The sequence below is a fragment of the Bradyrhizobium sp. LA2.1 genome (assembly GCF_040547725.1).
In the GTDB taxonomy this organism is placed as follows: Bacteria; Pseudomonadota; Alphaproteobacteria; order Rhizobiales; family Xanthobacteraceae; genus Bradyrhizobium; species Bradyrhizobium barranii.
In genome coordinates this window covers 102,614-117,990 of the sequence record NZ_JBEPQI010000025.1, presented here as the reverse complement: position 1 = coordinate 117,990, position 15,377 = coordinate 102,614, and the positions used below count along the sequence as shown (strand labels likewise).

Below are 15,377 nucleotides of genomic sequence, written 5' to 3'. Positions count from 1 at the left end.
ACCTCCCCGGATTGATTTTGATTGTTTCTAATTAGAGACCGCCGCCCCCGGACATTGCAACTAGGATTTTGGTCACGCCGGTCATGGAAAAGTCATCGATCCCGACGAGCGGGCAATGACTTGGGCCGGCGAAGCGGGTCGACCGCCGCAAAACGGCCGGCCCATGTGGGATGCCAGCCGTCATCCCATCCGGTCGGCTTTTGGCCGATAAGGCCCCGAATTGCACGAGCCTGCCGAATTTACCGCCCTTTATCCATTGTGCCCTAGTTTTGCGCATCCGGGTCTGGAGGCGGGGCGCCTCCGGATCACGGCTGAATAGAAAATGGGGGTTGGAATGTCCGGGCGTATCGCGTCGCCGTCGAAGCGTACAATATTTCCGACCCTCCGGTTCCGCGCCAAGATCATCCTCGGCTTCGCCGCGGTGCTGGTGATCTCCGCCGGCAGCATGGCTTTCTCTTATTTCGGCTTCGAGCGGGTCTCGGCCGGGGTCGGGTCGTACCGCAGCAGCGTCACTGAGGCCGATCTCGCCCGCAACATCGACCGCGAGCTGCTCGCCTACCGCTCGGCCGTCCGTTATTTCGTCGTCACCGGCAAGGAGGACGATGCCAAGGCGGCGCTGGACGCCGAGACCGGCCTGAAGAGCGCCATCGATCAGGCGGTCAAGAGTGCCCAGAAGCCGGCGCGGCAGGAGGGCCTCAACAAGCTCGCCAAGGAATTCTCCAACTTCTCCGCAACCTTCGCCAAAGTCCTCCAGGCCAAGCGCGACAGCGCGCTGCTGGTGCAGAACCAGCTGACGCGCCAAGCCAATCTCCTGAAATACAAGCTTGACGATATCGGCAACAACGCCTCCGATTCCGAGGCGCAGTCGATCGAGTTCGGCACCAAGCAGGTCAACGCCCAGTTCCAGACCGCGAGCGCCGCAGCCACCAATTTCGTGCTGACCTCCGACCAGGCGATCGCGACCAGCGCGCTGGCGCGGCTAAAATTCGTCGAGAATTCGCTCGGCGCGGTCTATTCCATGGACGACAAGATCGTCGCCGGCCTGAAGGACGCCAAGACCATCCTCGTGGCCTATCGCGAAGCGCTGGAGAAGCTGATCGCCAACGCCAACATGGTGGATGAGCTCGTCACCGAGATGAGCGGTTCGGCCGGCGCGATCCTGCAAGGCGCCACCGCGATGAAGGCGGACCTCGTCGCCGAACAGCAGCGGCTGGATTCGGAGTCGGAAGCGACCATCGGACGGACCGAGCAACTGGTGCTGATGCTGGCCGTCGGCGGCACGCTGCTCGGCGCGATCCTCGCCTTTCTGCTCGGCACCGGCATCTCGCGTCCGATGATCGCGATGTGCAAGGCGATGCGCGAGCTTGCGTCGGGCAATTTCGAGGTCGTGCTGCCGGGCCTCGGCCGCAAGGACGAGATCGGCGAGATGGCCGGCGCGGTCGAGGAATTCAAGGTTCAGGCCGTGGCCAAGGCCGAGCGCGACGCCGCCGCCAGCGAAGCCCAGAACAAGGAATTGGCCACCGCACGCCGTTCCGAGCTGATTCGCTTCGCCGATGACTTTGAAAGCGCGGTCGGTGCCATCGTGTCGAACGTGTCGGCTTCCGCCGTGCAGCTCGAATCGGCGGCTTCCACGCTGACCCGAACCGCGGAAACCACGCAGACCCTGTCGAGCCAGGTTGCCGGCGTGTCCGAGCAGGCCTCGAGCAACATGCAGTCGGTCGCAACCGCCACCGAAGAGCTCTCGGCCTCGGTCGAGGAGATCGGCCGCCAAGTCCGCGATTCCAGCCGCATCGCGGAAGCTGCGGTGGTTCAGGCCAAGGAAACCGACGGCCGGATCGGCAAGCTGTCGCACGCCGCCCAGCAGATCGGCGAGGTGGTCAAACTGATCACCGCGATCGCCGAGCAGACCAACCTTCTGGCGCTCAACGCCACCATTGAGGCGGCGCGCGCGGGCGAGGCCGGCCGCGGCTTTGCCGTGGTCGCCAGCGAAGTGAAGTCGCTGGCCAGCCAGACCGCGAAGGCCACCGACGAGATTTCCTCGCACATCGCGGGCATGCAGGGCGCGACCGCCGAATCGGTCGCCGCGATCAAGGAGATCGGCGCCACCATCGGCAAGATTTCGTCGATCTCGACCTCGATCGCGAGCGCCGTGGAAGAGCAGGGCGCCGCGACGCAGGAGATTGCCCGCAGCGTCCAGACCGTCGCGCAGGGCACCCAGACCGCCGCCACCGACATCGGCCAGGTCAACCGTGGCGCCGCCGAAACCGGCTCGGCCTCGGAGGAGGTCCTGAATTCGGCCAAAACCCTATCTAGCGAAAGCACGCGCCTGCGCGCCGAGCTCGACCGGTTCATGGGGAATATCCGGGCGGCGTAGCTGCGCTACGCCTGAGGCCCTCGCGGTCGCGCCACTCTCGACTGTCGTCCCCGCGTTCGCGGGGACGACAGGCTCGGCCGCGTCACCTAACCGCAAGTTGCGACGCCATAAATTTACCGCCGCTTATCCTTTGCACTCTACCGTGCTCACGAGTCAGGAAGCGGGCTGCTTCCGGGCTGCGCCTGGTTTTCCGCGAATGGAATGGGGTGGGGAATGCCCGTCAAGTCGACGCCGAACACATCGAAGCTCTTCACCCTGCGTTTTCGTGCAAAAATCATCCTCGGCTTCGTGGCGGTGCTGGCCATCCTCGCCGTCAGCATGGCTTTCGCCTATTTCGGCTTCGAGCGGATCCAGGCCGCCGTGGCCTCCTACCGGGCCAGCGTGTCGGAAGCGGACCTTGCACGGACCGTGGACCGCGAGCTGATCGCCTATCAGGGACTGGCGCGGGCTTATACGCTGACGGGTGCGACCGATGACGAGACCGCGGCCAAGGCCGCCGAAGAGAATCTGAAGGGCGCGATCGCCAAGTCGGTGGCGGCCACGACCGGCGCGGCGCGCCGCGAGCAGGTCGGCAAGCTCGAGGCCGAATTCCAGCGCTTCACCAAGGTGTTCGGTGAGATCATCACGCTGACGCGCGAGAACAACAAGATCGCCGCCGACGAGCTCAACAGCGTCGGCAACAAGATCCGCTTCAAGTTCGACGATCTCGCCGATACGGCCGCGCTGGCAGGGCTGAACTCGGTTCAGACCACGGCCAAGGACGTCACCTCGCAATATCTCGCGGTCTCGACCTCGGTCAGTGCCTTCGTCGCCAAGCCGGAGCCGAAGACCGCCGACGGCGTGATCGCCCGCATCAAATTCCTGGAGACGCTGCTGGTCTCGATCTATGCCAACGACCAGAAGATCACCGACCGCGTCACCGAAATCGGCAATCTGCTGAAGCAGTACCGCACCTCTTTCTCGAAGCTGACCGAGAACGTGAAGATCATCGTCAAGTTGAACGGCGAGATGACCAAGACGGCGGCGGGCATTCTCAAGCTCTCGGCCGAGTTGCGGTCCGATCTGACCTCGGATCAGCAGCGCATCGAAGCGAGCACCAACTCCACCATCACCGAGACCGAACGGCTGATGCTGATGATGGCGCTCGGCGGCCTCGCCATTGGCGCCGTGCTGGCCTTGATGCTCGGCAACGGCATCTCGCGCCCGATGATCGCGATGTGCAAGGCGATGCGCGAGCTTGCGTCCGGCAATTTCGACGTCGTGCTGCCGGGCCTGGGCCGCAAGGACGAGATCGGCGAGATGGCCGGTGCAGTCGAGGAATTCAAGGTTCAGGCCGTCGCGAAAGCCGAGCGCGACGCCGCCGCCAGCGAAGCCCAAAATCGCGAGCAGGCCGCAAGCCGCCGCTCCGAGCTGATTCGCTTTGCCGATGATTTCGAGAGCGCGGTCGGCGCCATCGTCTCCAACGTCTCGGCCTCCGCCGTGCAGCTCGAGTCGGCGGCCTCCACGCTGACCCGCACCGCCGAGACCACGCAGAGCCTGTCGAGCCAGGTCGCCGGTGTCTCCGAGCAGGCCTCCAGCAACATGCAGTCGGTCGCAACCGCGACGGAAGAGCTCTCGGCCTCGGTCGAGGAGATTGGCCGCCAAGTCCGCGATTCCAGCCGAATCGCAGAAAATGCCGTGGTGCAGGCGAAGGAAACCGACGGCCGCATCGGAAAACTCTCCCATGCCGCGCAGCAGATCGGCGAAGTCGTCAAGCTGATCACGGCGATTGCCGAGCAGACCAATCTTCTTGCGCTCAACGCCACCATCGAGGCGGCGCGCGCGGGCGAGGCCGGCCGCGGCTTCGCCGTGGTCGCCAGCGAAGTGAAGTCGCTGGCCAGTCAGACCGCGAAGGCGACCGACGAAATCTCCTCCCACATTACGGGGATGCAGGGCGCGACGGCCGAGTCGGTGGCCGCGATCAAGGAGATCGGTGCGACCATCGGCCAGATCTCGTCGATCTCGACGTCGATTGCGAGCGCCGTCGAGCAGCAGGGCGCCGCGACGCAGGAAATCGCGCGCAGCGTCCAGACCGTTGCGCAGGGCACCCAGACCGCAGCCACCGACATCGGCCAGGTCAATCGCGGCGCCGCCGAAACCGGTTCGGCCTCGGAAGAGGTGCTGAACTCGGCCAAGACCCTATCTAGCGAAAGCACGCGCCTGCGCGCCGAGCTCGACCGTTTCATGGGGAATATCCGGGCGGCGTAAGTTCGCTGCCGCAACACCCTCGGCTGTCGTCCCGGACGAGCGCGCCCTTAAGCGCGCGCCGAGCCGGGACCCATACCCCGAGGGAGAAGTTGCGGCGCGACGCCGGCAACTCCGAGTCTTCGCCAAATCACCCCGTGTGGCTACGGGTCCCGGATCTTCGCTCCGCTCCTGACAACGCCGCGCGTTGCCAAGAGCTGCACTTGTCCGGGACGATAGCTCTGGGACGACAGCGGAGTGAGAAGCGCGAGACTCATTCCCTCCCGCACGTCCGCTAAGCTCCACCTTCGTGCGCTCCAGGTTTTGCGCGAATGTGTCGTCTTTCTGACGCGAGCCATGCGTCAATTCCTTGCGGCTCCATCCGAAACGGACGGCCTCGATGGGTGTTCCCGCGGGAACCCGCCTTTGCCGCAGGCGTTGTCGCAGGTGGCAGGCGGAATGCCGCACCTCCATGATCGGAACGCCCCCGTCCACACCATGTGAACCGGGGCCGCTTCCATTGGTTAGACCCAGCAACGCGATGGAATTGCAGCAAAGCCCAGCGCTGAATTCTGGACCTGCAGTCTCTGCGGCGGTCGCGGCTGACCGCATCATCGAGACCAGCATTCCCGCGCGGCTCGATGCGCTGCCGTGGAGCGGCTTTCATACCCGCGTCGTGCTGGCGCTCGGGATCACCTGGATCCTCGACGGGCTCGAGGTGACGCTGGCCGGCGCGCTCTCCGGCGCGTTGAAGCAGAGTCCGTCGCTGCAATTCTCCAATCTCGATCTCGGTATCGCCAATTCCGCGTATCTCGCCGGTGCGGTGCTCGGCGCGCTCGGCTTCGGCTGGCTCACCGATCGCATCGGCCGCAAGAAGCTGTTCTTCATCACACTGGCGCTTTATCTCTCCGCGACTGCCGCGACCGCCTTGTCGTGGAATGTCGCGAGCTACGCGCTGTTTCGTTTTCTCACCGGCGCCGGCATCGGCGGCGAGTACACTGCGATCAACTCGACGATCCAGGAACTGGTGCCGGCGCGTTATCGCGGCTGGACCGATCTCGTCATCAACGGCAGTTTCTGGATCGGCGCGGCGATGGGCGCGGTGGCGGCCATCGTGCTGCTCGATCCCGCATTGGTCGGTCCCGATCTCGGCTGGCGCCTCGCCTATCTCATCGGCGCGACCCTTGGCCTTGTCGTGCTGTTGATGCGGATGTGGATTCCCGAGAGCCCGCGCTGGCTCATGATCCACGGCCGGCCCGACCAGGCCCACGCCATCGTGGACGAGATCGAGCGCTCGGTGATCGGGCATGACCAGCACGCGAGCGACGGCCGCTTCACGAAAATCCGACTGAAGATGCGCGACCACACGCCGATCAGGGAGGTCGTGCACACGCTGTTCTTCGTCTATCGTCAGCGCTCCCTGGTCGGCCTCGTGCTGATGAGCGCGCAGGCGTTCTTCTACAACGCGATCTTCTTCACCTTCGCGCTGGTGCTGACCGACTTCTACGGCATCAGCGCCGAGCATGTCGGCTGGTATCTCCTGCCGTTCGCCGCCGGCAACTTCCTCGGGCCGCTGCTGCTCGGCCGCCTGTTCGACACGCTCGGCCGCCGCGTCATGATCACGTTTACCTACGGCGTATCGGGCGTGCTGCTGGCGCTCTCGGGCTATCTGTTCTCGATCGGCGCGCTGAGCGCGCAGGGGCAGACCATTGCCTGGATGGTGATCTTCTTCTTTGCCTCGCCCGCCGCGAGCGCCGCCTACCTGACCGTCAGCGAGACGTTCCCTCTGGAAGTGCGCGCGCTGGCGATTGCGGTGTTCTACGCAATCGGCACCGGCATCGGCGGCGTGATCGGGCCCGCGCTGTTCGGCGCGCTGATCGACACGGGATCACGCACCAGCGTGTTCGCGGGCTATTTGCTGGGGGCCTTCCTGATGATCGTGGCTGCGATCGTGGCGTGGCGCTACGCCGTCGCCGCGGAACGCAAATCGCTCGAACAAATCGCGCGGCCGCTTGCCTTTATGGAGTAGACTATGAAATCGGAACTCGCGGAATTGGATCAGAAGCGCCCCATGGTTGACGAAGAAGCGCCCGACGCGGTGCCGGTGCCGCATGCGCTCGTGCCGCATCTCGGCGAGACCGCGATCCTGCTCGACATCGACGGCACGCTGCTCGACCTGATGCCGACGCCGCGCGAGGTGTGGGTGCCGCCGGGCCTGTCGGAAACGCTGAACCTGTTGACCGAGCGCACGTCCGGCGCGCTGGCGATGGTGAGCGGTCGCTCGCTCAACGACATCGACCTGATCTTCGCGCCGGATGTGTTTCGCGCGGTCGCCGGTCACGGCGCGGAAATGCGCCTGTCGGTGGGCGATGAGGCCGACGACGTGCACGCGCCGCCGATGGACAAGGAGCTGAAGCGGCGCCTGGCTGCGATCGCCAAGCTCAGCCCCGGCATTCTGCTCGAGGACAAGGGCTATTCGCTGGCGCTGCATTATCGTCTCGCGCCGCATGCTGAGAAGGCGATCTTCGAAGCCGTCTCGCTGATCCGCGCCGATCTGCCCAATGCGCCGATCGAGGTGCTGCCCGGCAAGTTCGTTTGCGAGATCAAGCATTCCGGTTTCACCAAGGCGACCGGCGTGCGCGAAATGATGAAGCATGAGCCCTTTAAAGGACGCCGCCCGATCTTCATCGGCGACGACGTCACCGATGAGACCGTGTTCGCGATCATGCCCGACATGAACGGGCTCGCCTTCTCGGTCGGCCGCCGCGCCATCGGCGTCAACGGCCATTTCGATGAGCCGAAGGATGTGCGCGCGTTCCTCGCGCGTCTGCTCGACGACACAAGGTTGGAATAAGGCACCGACACCTCGGGGCCACATTGTCGCTCACGTCGTTCGCTTGCGCGCGCAATTCATGCTGGGCAACACAGTCACGAAAACTGACTTTGTTGAGCGAAACCGCCGGGTTCCCAGCAGAAAAACTGGTTCCAACGCATGTGCCTGATTTTGGTTTCATTTCGTACAAATGATGGACAGGAACCATATTGATGAACAGCAGTTAAACGGGTTGGAATGAAGGAGGGGACGACCTGTGAATTTAGTCGTCGTTTCAAATCGAGTTGCGCGCGGTAAACCCAACGAGCCGATGACGGGCGGCTTGGCTGCGGCATTGCTTCCCGTGGTGGAACATTCGGGTGCTATCTGGGTGGGTTCGTCGGGCCGTGTGCGCGACGGCCATCAGAAGGAACCGTTCGCCGAGATCGAAGCGCTCGGGTCGGGTGCGATAGCGACGCTGGATCTGCCGGCGGCGCATTACGGCGGCTATTACGAAGGTTTTGCCAATTCGGCGCTTTGGCCGGCGCTGCATTCGCGCAGCGATCTGATCCGCGTCTCGCGCGATGATTATGTCAGCTATCGCGAGGTCAACGCCTTCATGGCGCGCGCCTTGATGCGCTTCCGGAAAGCGAAAACGGCGTTCTGGGTGCAGGATTATCATTTCCTCGCGCTCGGCGCGGAGCTGCGCGATCTCGGCGTCGATGATCCGATCGGCTTCTTCCTGCACACGCCGTGGCCGGTCGTCGCGGTGATGCAGGGCGTGCCCAATCATCGCGAACTGATCACGGCGATGCTGGCCTACGATCTGCTCGGCTTCCAGACCAATGAGGATTGCCAGAATTTCCTCGGCTATGTCGCGAGCGAACTCGGCCTCGCCGTCGAAGACGGCGTTGCGATCTCGCAGCATGGCCGTACGCGTTGCGAGGTCTTTCCGATCGGCATCGATGCGGAAAAGTTCGCGGCTTACGCGGCGAAATCGGCCTCGCATCCCGACGTGTCGCGGCTGCGCCGCAGTCTCAACGGCGAGCGGCTCGCGATCGGCGTCGACCGGCTCGACTATTCCAAGGGTCTCGTCAATCGAATCAGCGCGTTCGACCAGCTCTGGACCGAGCATCCGCAGTTTGCACGCAGCATCTCGCTGCTCCAGATCGCCAACCCCTCGCGCGGTGCGATCGAGGCCTATGGCAATCTCCAGAACGAGGTCGCGCGTCTCGTCAGCGACGTCAACGGCCGCCACGGTGAGGTCGACTGGACGCCGATCCGCTACCTGAACAAGGGTTTCAGCCAGGCCGTGCTTGCGGGTCTCTACCGCACCGCGCAGATCGGCGTGGTGACGCCGCTGCATGACGGCATGAACCTCGTCGCCAAGGAATATGTCGCCGCGCAGAACCCGGCCGATCCCGGCGTGCTGGTGCTGTCGAAGTTCGCCGGCGCCGCCAACGAGCTCGAAACGGCGCTGCTGGTCAATCCGCACGATATCGACGGCATGGCCCGTGCGATCGCGGTCGCGGCCGCGATGTCGCTCACCGAGCGCAAGATGCGCTGGGACGCAATGATGAAGACGCTGCGCGGCCACACCATCCAGCAATGGTCCGCCGACTTCGTCGCCGGGCTGGAGAAGTGCCGGACCGAGAAGGCCGTCGTCGCGCCGCTCGACGCCCAGCCGCCGCAGGCACTACGCTGGCTGAAGTCGGCGATATCAGGTGTAAGGTTGATTTAAGCTCTCTTGCTCTCCCCGTTCTCGCGGGGAGAGGTGCTCAATAGCAATACGACACCCCGTCCAAAATCGCGCATTGCCGCTTGTTCGGCGCGTTGGGATCGTCCAGCGGCACCATGCCCTTGCCCTGGCCGACGAACACGCCGGGTCCGACATGCACCGAGCTCTTGTTGCCGATGATCACGCTCGGATGCGGCGAGGCGTTCGAGCGCGTCCCGTCCGGCCAGATGATGGCATCGCCCGAAAGCACCCCGCGTCGCCCGTCGTCGCAACTCACGTCGACGCCCTGCCGGGTGCAGACCTGCGCCGAGGCCGGCGCGGCAAAGGCAGAGCCAAGGGCCGAAATCAGGCCCAGCACGGTGATGGTCTTGCGGATGGTCATGGCGCCCCCGGTCGTGTTTGGCGGTCTTGAGTGAATCGTCGCGCCAAACCCGCTTCCGGTTCAGCCATTGGGCGGTTCCGGAGCGCCAGCTGGCGCCGGATATTATCTTTCAAATACAATATCTTACGGAAAATTCACCCGATTTACCCGCGATCCCTTGCAAAATCATCGGCTCCCCTTCAAGAGAGGGCGCTCCGGAGAGATGGCCGAGTGGCTTAAGGCGCACGCTTGGAAAGCGTGTGTGCGGGAAACCGTACCGTGGGTTCGAATCCCACTCTCTCCGCCAGCTCCTATCGAATGTTAGGTAGATCTCTGTTTTCGACGGTCGACCCCCGGATTGCTTCTGGGCGCGGCAGGGGTTGGAAAGCGAGATCCTTTCTGAATTCGGTCGAGAGCCGAGCTTAACTGCGCTTGCCTCTGTTTCTGCAGCCTTCACACCCGTGCGCTGTCGTTACCGGTGGCGCCTGCTCCGACGGCGCCCGGCGCGGTGCCGAAACGCCGGCGGAAGCCGCGCGCAAAATGCGTGTAGTCGCGAAAGCCGCAGGCGTAGGCAATATCGCTGAGAGGCTGACCTGTCTTCATCAACGCGCGGCGTTCGATCAGACGCGCCGCATGATCCAGACGGGCCGAACATATGTGGTGACCGCATGTCGACCCACGGACCGTGAACAGCTTCTGCAAATAGCGCAGTGAAATTCCCGCCTCGGCAGCCACCTCCCGCGGAGAGATGTCCGGATCGGCAAAGCGGTCCTTTATGATGCCGCAGACGCGCATGAACAGCTTGTCGTTGTGACGCGAGCCAAGCGGGGCGGGAGGTGCAAACAGTGCACCGAGGAGATCGTAGACCACCAGATGCATAAAGTTATCAGTCGACGCGAACGCCGGTTCTGCATCGCTGATCGGGTCAAGAGCGAGTTGACAAAGCAGACGTGACGCTTGCGCCTGCCGAGGACCGCACACGCCACCTTGCGGTTCGAAGCCGAGATGCGACGCCAGCTTCTGGCGCGGCACTTGCACACCAAGCCATCGCGCGCTGTCTTGGGCCCGCGAGATGAATGTCACGGGCTTTGTGGAATCGAGCAGGACGACATCGCCAGCAGTGATATTTACGACTCTGTCGTTGTGAATGATAATCGATTCGCCGGTATCCTGCACTGTGACGAAATAGTACTCCATGTTGTCACGGCGAATGTCCTGTTCCGTCCGCTCAAGGCGGGTAGCGCTGCAGGTGAGATCCACTGCAGCGAATCCGAAGACGCGCCGCGTGCGCACCTTGCTGGCGAAGATGTTGGTTTCGCGAGCAGGAGTAAACCATCCCCAATCCTCGCGCATTGCAGCTCGGAAACCGTCATAATCCAATTCTGGAGCGCTGAGAAAATCGTCGTTCGGGCGCATCATCACCTCCACGGGTCTTGGTAAAACGAGTCTTGGCAAGCCTAATCGCACGGTTTGTAATGGCCCGCGCCGAAACCACGGGCAGACGTTTGATCAAGCTAGCGTGGCCCGGGACGGGTCCCACTCAACTCTGCGTCACGCCAAATCACGCCCCCGAGATCGTGTCAGCATCGCCGCGAGGCGCGCCAGGCGGTGCGCGTTAGTACGGATGATTGGGCGCGATCGCCTCACGACACCTGCGGTCCAGCCGCCTAGATTCCGATCCTCGTAGTCGCGCTTTGACGAGAATCGGAGACGACAATGATTGCAGAAGTTCAGAATACAATGACGCTAACGGGAAACCGGGCTCTTGTGACCGAGCAGGCAACGCAAAACGAGTCCGATCCTGCCTTGGGAGTTGGGCGGCATGGAATTCCGGTTCCGCTTCATTGTTTGCCAGTGACGGATGCCACCGTTCTTGAGTTGTACGAATATGTTTTCGCGCCCTGGGTGAAAATGCTCGGCCTTCGTGAGTTCAAGGTCTGCCCGGGCATCGTGTCCGCGATGCTTCCACAAAATGATGCGCTTAAATTGTCAAGCTGTGCGGTATGTGGCCAGGCAATTATGGCGGCCATTGACTCGGTTGCATCACTGTCTGTGGGCACGACGGGGCGCATCACTAAAGGCACCGTGTATCAGCACACTCACTTCCTGCGTCCAGCCGTCAACGATGACTATCATGTAAGAGCAGAAGTATTGCGCTTTGGCAAAGCGTCGGCCTTCACGGAAACCCGCGTTTCGTTTGCGTCTACGGGAACGTTGGTTGCACACGCCAGCCTGGAATTCGCCTTCTGACTCGCATCCAAGGATTCATCACCCCAACCCGCCGCTCCCGACGTCCGTTCAAGCTCGTTCTCGGACATCCCGGTCGCGGTACCCCGCCAGTTCCTGACCAGCCATACCGGCTGATCATCTCGCATTGACCCGCAACCCTCACCACCGGAGGCAAACCATGACCAGGACTATTCTCATCACCGGCACATCGAGCGGCTTCGGCCGCGAAACCGCGGAAAGGCTGGCGCGCGACGGCTATCGCGTGTTCGCCGCGATGCGCGACATCGCCGGCCGCAATCGCAGCCACGCCGACGCGCTGCGAAGCCAGAAAATAGGTGTCGTGGAACTCGACGTTACCGATGACGGCTCGGTCGATCGCGCCATTGCTTCTATCCTCGCCGAGGCCGGCAAGATCAACGTGCTGGTCAACAACGCCGGCATTGCGTCGGTCGGCGTGACCGAAGCCTTCACGGCGAATCAGGCGAAGGCGATCTTCGACACCAACGTCATCGGGCTCCTCCGCGTTACGCGGGCAGTGCTGCCTTCGATGCGTCGGGAGCGCGAAGGCCTCATTATCAACATGGGTTCGGTCCTCGGCCGGGTGACGTTCCCCTTCGTCGGCATCTACGGCGCGAGCAAGATGGCGATCGAAGCTTTGACCGACAGCATTCGGCTGGAGGTCTCCCAACTCGGCGTAGACGTGGTGGAAGTTCAGCCTGGCGCTTACCCGACAAGCCTGTACTCGAGCATCCAGAGGCCTGCCGACGGCGACATCACGAAGTCCTACGGCGAGGTCGGCCAGATTCCCGACGCCATCTACAAGACCTTCACGTCAATGCTGCAGGGAAAAGATGCTCCGAAGCCTCATGACATTGCCGAGGCCGTCGCCAAGCTCGTCGGCCAGGCGAAGGGCAGTCGCGCCGCTCGGACGGTGGTGGGCACGTCGTTCGGTGCTGACAAGATCAATGCCGACATCGCGCCCGTCCAGAAGGCCGTCGTCGACGGTCTGGGCCTCGGGCATCTCGAAGAACTCGCGTGATGGAGCGTTCCGGGTCGGCGCCTGCCGTCGACCCGTCCTCACGCGGCAGCATGCTGGCGGGCGCGCCCTGCCAGGAATACGCCCTCGAAAGAAGCCAGGACGAATATCGCCAAAGCCTAACAAGGAGAACTTAAATGCCTCTGTGGCATATTTACTGTCCGGAGAATGCGTACTCAGCCGAGGACAAGCGCGCGCTTGCGACGCGTATCACGGACCTCTACGCGGGGGTCGGCTTGCCCCGGTTCTATGCAAGCGTTGTCTTTCACGAATTGCCAAGGAACTCGTTCTTTATCGGTGGAAAGGCAGCGAACGATTTTGTCAGGATTTGGATTGATCAGATTGCTCGCGCAACTGCTCCCGAGCGGCGAGCGTGGTGGCTGGAGCGCGTCAACACTACGCTCAATCCCTTCACACGCGAGCGGGGTTATCGCTGGGAGGTCCACATTGACGAAACGCCAATCGACTTCTGGACCATCCAAGGAATGAAGCCGCCTGACCCAGATTCCGAGGCTGAAAAGCACTGGGTCAAAGAGGACCGCCCGTCAGCATATACCTGAGTGTGGGCGCAGCCTTCAGCGAGCCGATCGCGGCGATGGTTATCAATCCGCCAAGCTTCGGCGGCGCGAACGCCTAAATGCCGAAAGGCGCCGCGCGGACGTAATATCGCCCGGCCGGCTCGTCGCAGTGTTCTTCAGCCTCGACGCTTTACAGTTTTATGTCGCAACCCAAAGGAGATCGCTATGCCGATCCGTAGCATGTTTGTAGCCGCAGCATTCGCCTTGGCCTCTCTGGAGGCCGCCCACGCCGATGGCCTGCGTCCGATTGATGGTATGAGCATCGACCTCGGCGAAGTGTCCGGTGTCACCTACTACACCGTCGGGCGCGACGGATTCCATGTTGTCACGACCCTCGCACAGGGCATGGCGGGAACACCGATCCGTATTGTGTCTGTTCTTGCACCGGGTCAGCGTGTGGCTTTCTCAACACCGTACCAGGCAGATGCGCTCGAAATCAGCCGGAACGGCGACAGCGTGCTCGTCCGCAAGGTGAAATCGGTTTCGAACTAAATTTCGAGCGAATTGGCGCCTTCTCACGATGATTCCAATGCGGAAAGGGGCCGGGCGGACGCAATACCGCCCAGCCGGCCCGCCGCAGTGCTCTTCAGCCTCGACGCTTCACAGGTCTTGCGTCGCAACCCAAAGGAGATCGCTATGTCGACAATCGGACGAGACGATCATATGAAGATTCTCGTCGTCTCGACCCCCGGGACCGGCCATCTCAATCCGCTACTGGCGATCGGCCGTATCTTGATCGCGGAGGGCCACGAACTTGCCTTTTTGACGGGGACCTCCCTGCGTAGCCGTGTCGAACGGTTCGAAGCAAGATTCTATCCGCTCCCCGAAGAGGCGGATCTGACTGCGCAGGATGTCATCACGTCCGACGAGATGAAGGGCGTACCGCCCGGGCCACAATGGTTGCGCACATTAGTCGAGCGCTTCTTCGTCGATACCATTCCCGCTCAGTATAGCGGCGTGCACAAGGTCTTGCGGGAATTCCCTGCCGACATCATTATTGGCGACGATATGTTTTTTGGTGTCCTACCCATGCTGGTAGGACCGCGATCGAAACGCTTGCCTATTGTTCTTTGCGGCACATCCGTCTTGCACTGGCAACGCGAGGACAGAGCGCCGGCTTTTGCGGGTTTGCCGCCCGCGGCCACCCGAGCACACCTCGACGAATATGCTGCCTTCGCGCGAGAACACGACAAGATCGTCGACGGGCCTCTCGGCCTTTGCGTCAATCGGTACCTGAAGGACCTGGGCGTTGGATCGGTGTCGAAGCCTCTCTTCGAATCGGTCGTAGAGCTTGCAGATGCCTATATGCAGTTGACGGTACCGCGTTTTGAATTTCCACGCGATATCCCTTCCTCTGTGACTTTTGTCGGCACCCCTCCGATTATACCCAATCAGGTCCCGCTTCCGGCGTGGGCGCACGAACTGGACGGCTCGCGCAAGGTCGTGCTTGTGACGCAGGGTACGGTGGCAAACCACGATTTCGACCTTCTGATCGCGCCGGCGCTTGCGGGACTCGCGAACGAACCTGACTTGCTTGTGGTCGCCACAGCGGGCGGTCGCGCGGTCGGCGACATTCCTGGCCCAATTCCCGGCAATGCGCGTCTCGCCAGCTATCTGCCGTTCGAGTGGCTTCTGCCCAAGGTCGACGTGCTCGTCACCAACGGTGGATATGGGAGTGTCAACCAGGCGATGAGCTTTGGAATTCCGCTTGTGACCGCAGGGTTGACGGAAGACAAGGCGGACGTGAACGTGCATGTGGCATGGTCCGGTGTCGGAATCAATCTTGCGACCAACAATCCGACACCACAAGCGTTGCGCGAGGCCGTGCGCGTCGTGCTCGACAAACCGGACTATCGTTCGGGTGCCTCAGCTATGGCCGACGAGTTCAAGACGATCGACACTCGCTCCGAAATCCTGCGGATCATCAACCAAGTCGCGCAAGGGTCGAATGAGATAAGCGACCCGGGCGGCACCACGGTCGCTAAGCAAGGTCGACGTGTCGCCGCCAATCGGTGACTTGCTTCCG

General features: G+C 62.6%; 12 protein-coding genes and 1 tRNA gene. 11 read left to right on the top strand and 2 right to left on the bottom strand.

Annotated features, from left to right (window positions below):
• Positions 1-334: 334 nt before the first annotated feature.
• From ABIB95_RS36390 to ABIB95_RS36370, 5 genes are all read left to right on the top strand, one after another.
• The gene (locus ABIB95_RS36390; RefSeq protein ID WP_354246877.1) at positions 335-2,374 is read left to right on the top strand and encodes a methyl-accepting chemotaxis protein; all 2,040 of its coding nucleotides are present in this window, start codon (positions 335-337) and stop codon (positions 2,372-2,374) included.
• A gap of 213 nt (positions 2,375-2,587) precedes the next feature.
• Positions 2,588-4,621 (top strand): methyl-accepting chemotaxis protein, encoded by a 2,034-nt coding sequence (locus ABIB95_RS36385; protein ID WP_354246874.1) that lies wholly within the window; start codon positions 2,588-2,590, stop codon positions 4,619-4,621.
• Positions 4,622-5,138: 517 nt separating this feature from the next.
• Entirely contained in the window at positions 5,139-6,626 is a 1,488-nt protein-coding gene (locus ABIB95_RS36380) for an MFS transporter (protein ID WP_354246944.1), read from the top strand.
• Positions 6,627-6,629: 3 nt separating this feature from the next.
• Positions 6,630-7,451, top strand: coding sequence for a trehalose-phosphatase (otsB, locus tag ABIB95_RS36375; RefSeq protein ID WP_354246871.1), 822 nt, complete (start codon positions 6,630-6,632; stop codon positions 7,449-7,451).
• 235 nt (positions 7,452-7,686) lie between these two features.
• Positions 7,687-9,150, top strand: coding sequence for a trehalose-6-phosphate synthase (locus ABIB95_RS36370; protein WP_354246868.1), 1,464 nt, complete (start codon positions 7,687-7,689; stop codon positions 9,148-9,150).
• Between the two features lie 37 nt (positions 9,151-9,187).
• Here the strand turns inward: ABIB95_RS36370 and ABIB95_RS36365 are convergent, their stop codons facing one another.
• A complete protein-coding gene (locus ABIB95_RS36365) occupies positions 9,188-9,529 on the bottom strand; it encodes a hypothetical protein (RefSeq protein ID WP_354246865.1) in 342 nt (113 codons plus the stop codon).
• Between the two features lie 196 nt (positions 9,530-9,725).
• On the opposite strand from ABIB95_RS36365, the gene ABIB95_RS36360 reads away from it, so the two are divergent.
• Positions 9,726-9,815: transfer RNA gene (locus tag ABIB95_RS36360), tRNA-Ser, on the top strand.
• Between the two features lie 146 nt (positions 9,816-9,961).
• Here the strand turns inward: ABIB95_RS36360 and ABIB95_RS36355 are convergent.
• Positions 9,962-10,924: a helix-turn-helix domain-containing protein gene (locus ABIB95_RS36355; protein ID WP_354246862.1), complete on the bottom strand. Its 963-nt coding sequence runs from the start codon at positions 10,922-10,924 to the stop codon at positions 9,962-9,964.
• A 300-nt stretch (positions 10,925-11,224) separates the two neighbouring features.
• On the opposite strand from ABIB95_RS36355, the gene ABIB95_RS36350 reads away from it, so the two are divergent.
• The 5 genes from ABIB95_RS36350 to ABIB95_RS36330 all read left to right on the top strand — a co-directional run bounded on the left by ABIB95_RS36350 (position 11,225) and on the right by ABIB95_RS36330 (position 15,367).
• Complete coding sequence (locus tag ABIB95_RS36350) at positions 11,225-11,758, top strand: PaaI family thioesterase (protein WP_354246859.1); 534 nt, start codon at positions 11,225-11,227, stop codon at positions 11,756-11,758.
• Positions 11,759-11,915: 157 nt separating this feature from the next.
• A complete protein-coding gene (locus ABIB95_RS36345) occupies positions 11,916-12,776 on the top strand; it encodes an SDR family oxidoreductase (RefSeq protein ID WP_354246856.1) in 861 nt (286 codons plus the stop codon).
• Positions 12,777-12,910: 134 nt separating this feature from the next.
• A complete protein-coding gene (locus ABIB95_RS36340) occupies positions 12,911-13,333 on the top strand; it encodes a tautomerase family protein (protein WP_354246853.1) in 423 nt (140 codons plus the stop codon).
• A 183-nt stretch (positions 13,334-13,516) separates the two neighbouring features.
• Positions 13,517-13,843, top strand: coding sequence for a hypothetical protein (locus tag ABIB95_RS36335; protein ID WP_354246850.1), 327 nt, complete (start codon positions 13,517-13,519; stop codon positions 13,841-13,843).
• A gap of 171 nt (positions 13,844-14,014) precedes the next feature.
• Positions 14,015-15,367, top strand: coding sequence for a nucleotide disphospho-sugar-binding domain-containing protein (locus ABIB95_RS36330; RefSeq protein WP_354246847.1), 1,353 nt, complete (start codon positions 14,015-14,017; stop codon positions 15,365-15,367).
• Positions 15,368-15,377: the final 10 nt, after the last annotated feature.

Coding starts and splice junctions, on each gene's coding strand:
- ABIB95_RS36390 (WP_354246877.1), top strand. CDS start 335: ATGTCCGGGCGTATCGCGTCGCCGTCGAAGCGTACAATATTTCCGACC.
- ABIB95_RS36385 (WP_354246874.1), top strand. CDS start 2,588: ATGCCCGTCAAGTCGACGCCGAACACATCGAAGCTCTTCACCCTGCGT.
- ABIB95_RS36380 (WP_354246944.1), top strand. CDS start 5,139: ATGGAATTGCAGCAAAGCCCAGCGCTGAATTCTGGACCTGCAGTCTCT.
- otsB (WP_354246871.1), top strand. CDS start 6,630: ATGAAATCGGAACTCGCGGAATTGGATCAGAAGCGCCCCATGGTTGAC.
- ABIB95_RS36365 (WP_354246865.1), bottom strand. CDS start 9,529: ATGACCATCCGCAAGACCATCACCGTGCTGGGCCTGATTTCGGCCCTT.
- ABIB95_RS36355 (WP_354246862.1), bottom strand. CDS start 10,924: ATGCGCCCGAACGACGATTTTCTCAGCGCTCCAGAATTGGATTATGAC.
- ABIB95_RS36350 (WP_354246859.1), top strand. CDS start 11,225: ATGATTGCAGAAGTTCAGAATACAATGACGCTAACGGGAAACCGGGCT.
- ABIB95_RS36345 (WP_354246856.1), top strand. CDS start 11,916: ATGACCAGGACTATTCTCATCACCGGCACATCGAGCGGCTTCGGCCGC.
- ABIB95_RS36340 (WP_354246853.1), top strand. CDS start 12,911: ATGCCTCTGTGGCATATTTACTGTCCGGAGAATGCGTACTCAGCCGAG.
- ABIB95_RS36335 (WP_354246850.1), top strand. CDS start 13,517: ATGCCGATCCGTAGCATGTTTGTAGCCGCAGCATTCGCCTTGGCCTCT.
- ABIB95_RS36330 (WP_354246847.1), top strand. CDS start 14,015: ATGAAGATTCTCGTCGTCTCGACCCCCGGGACCGGCCATCTCAATCCG.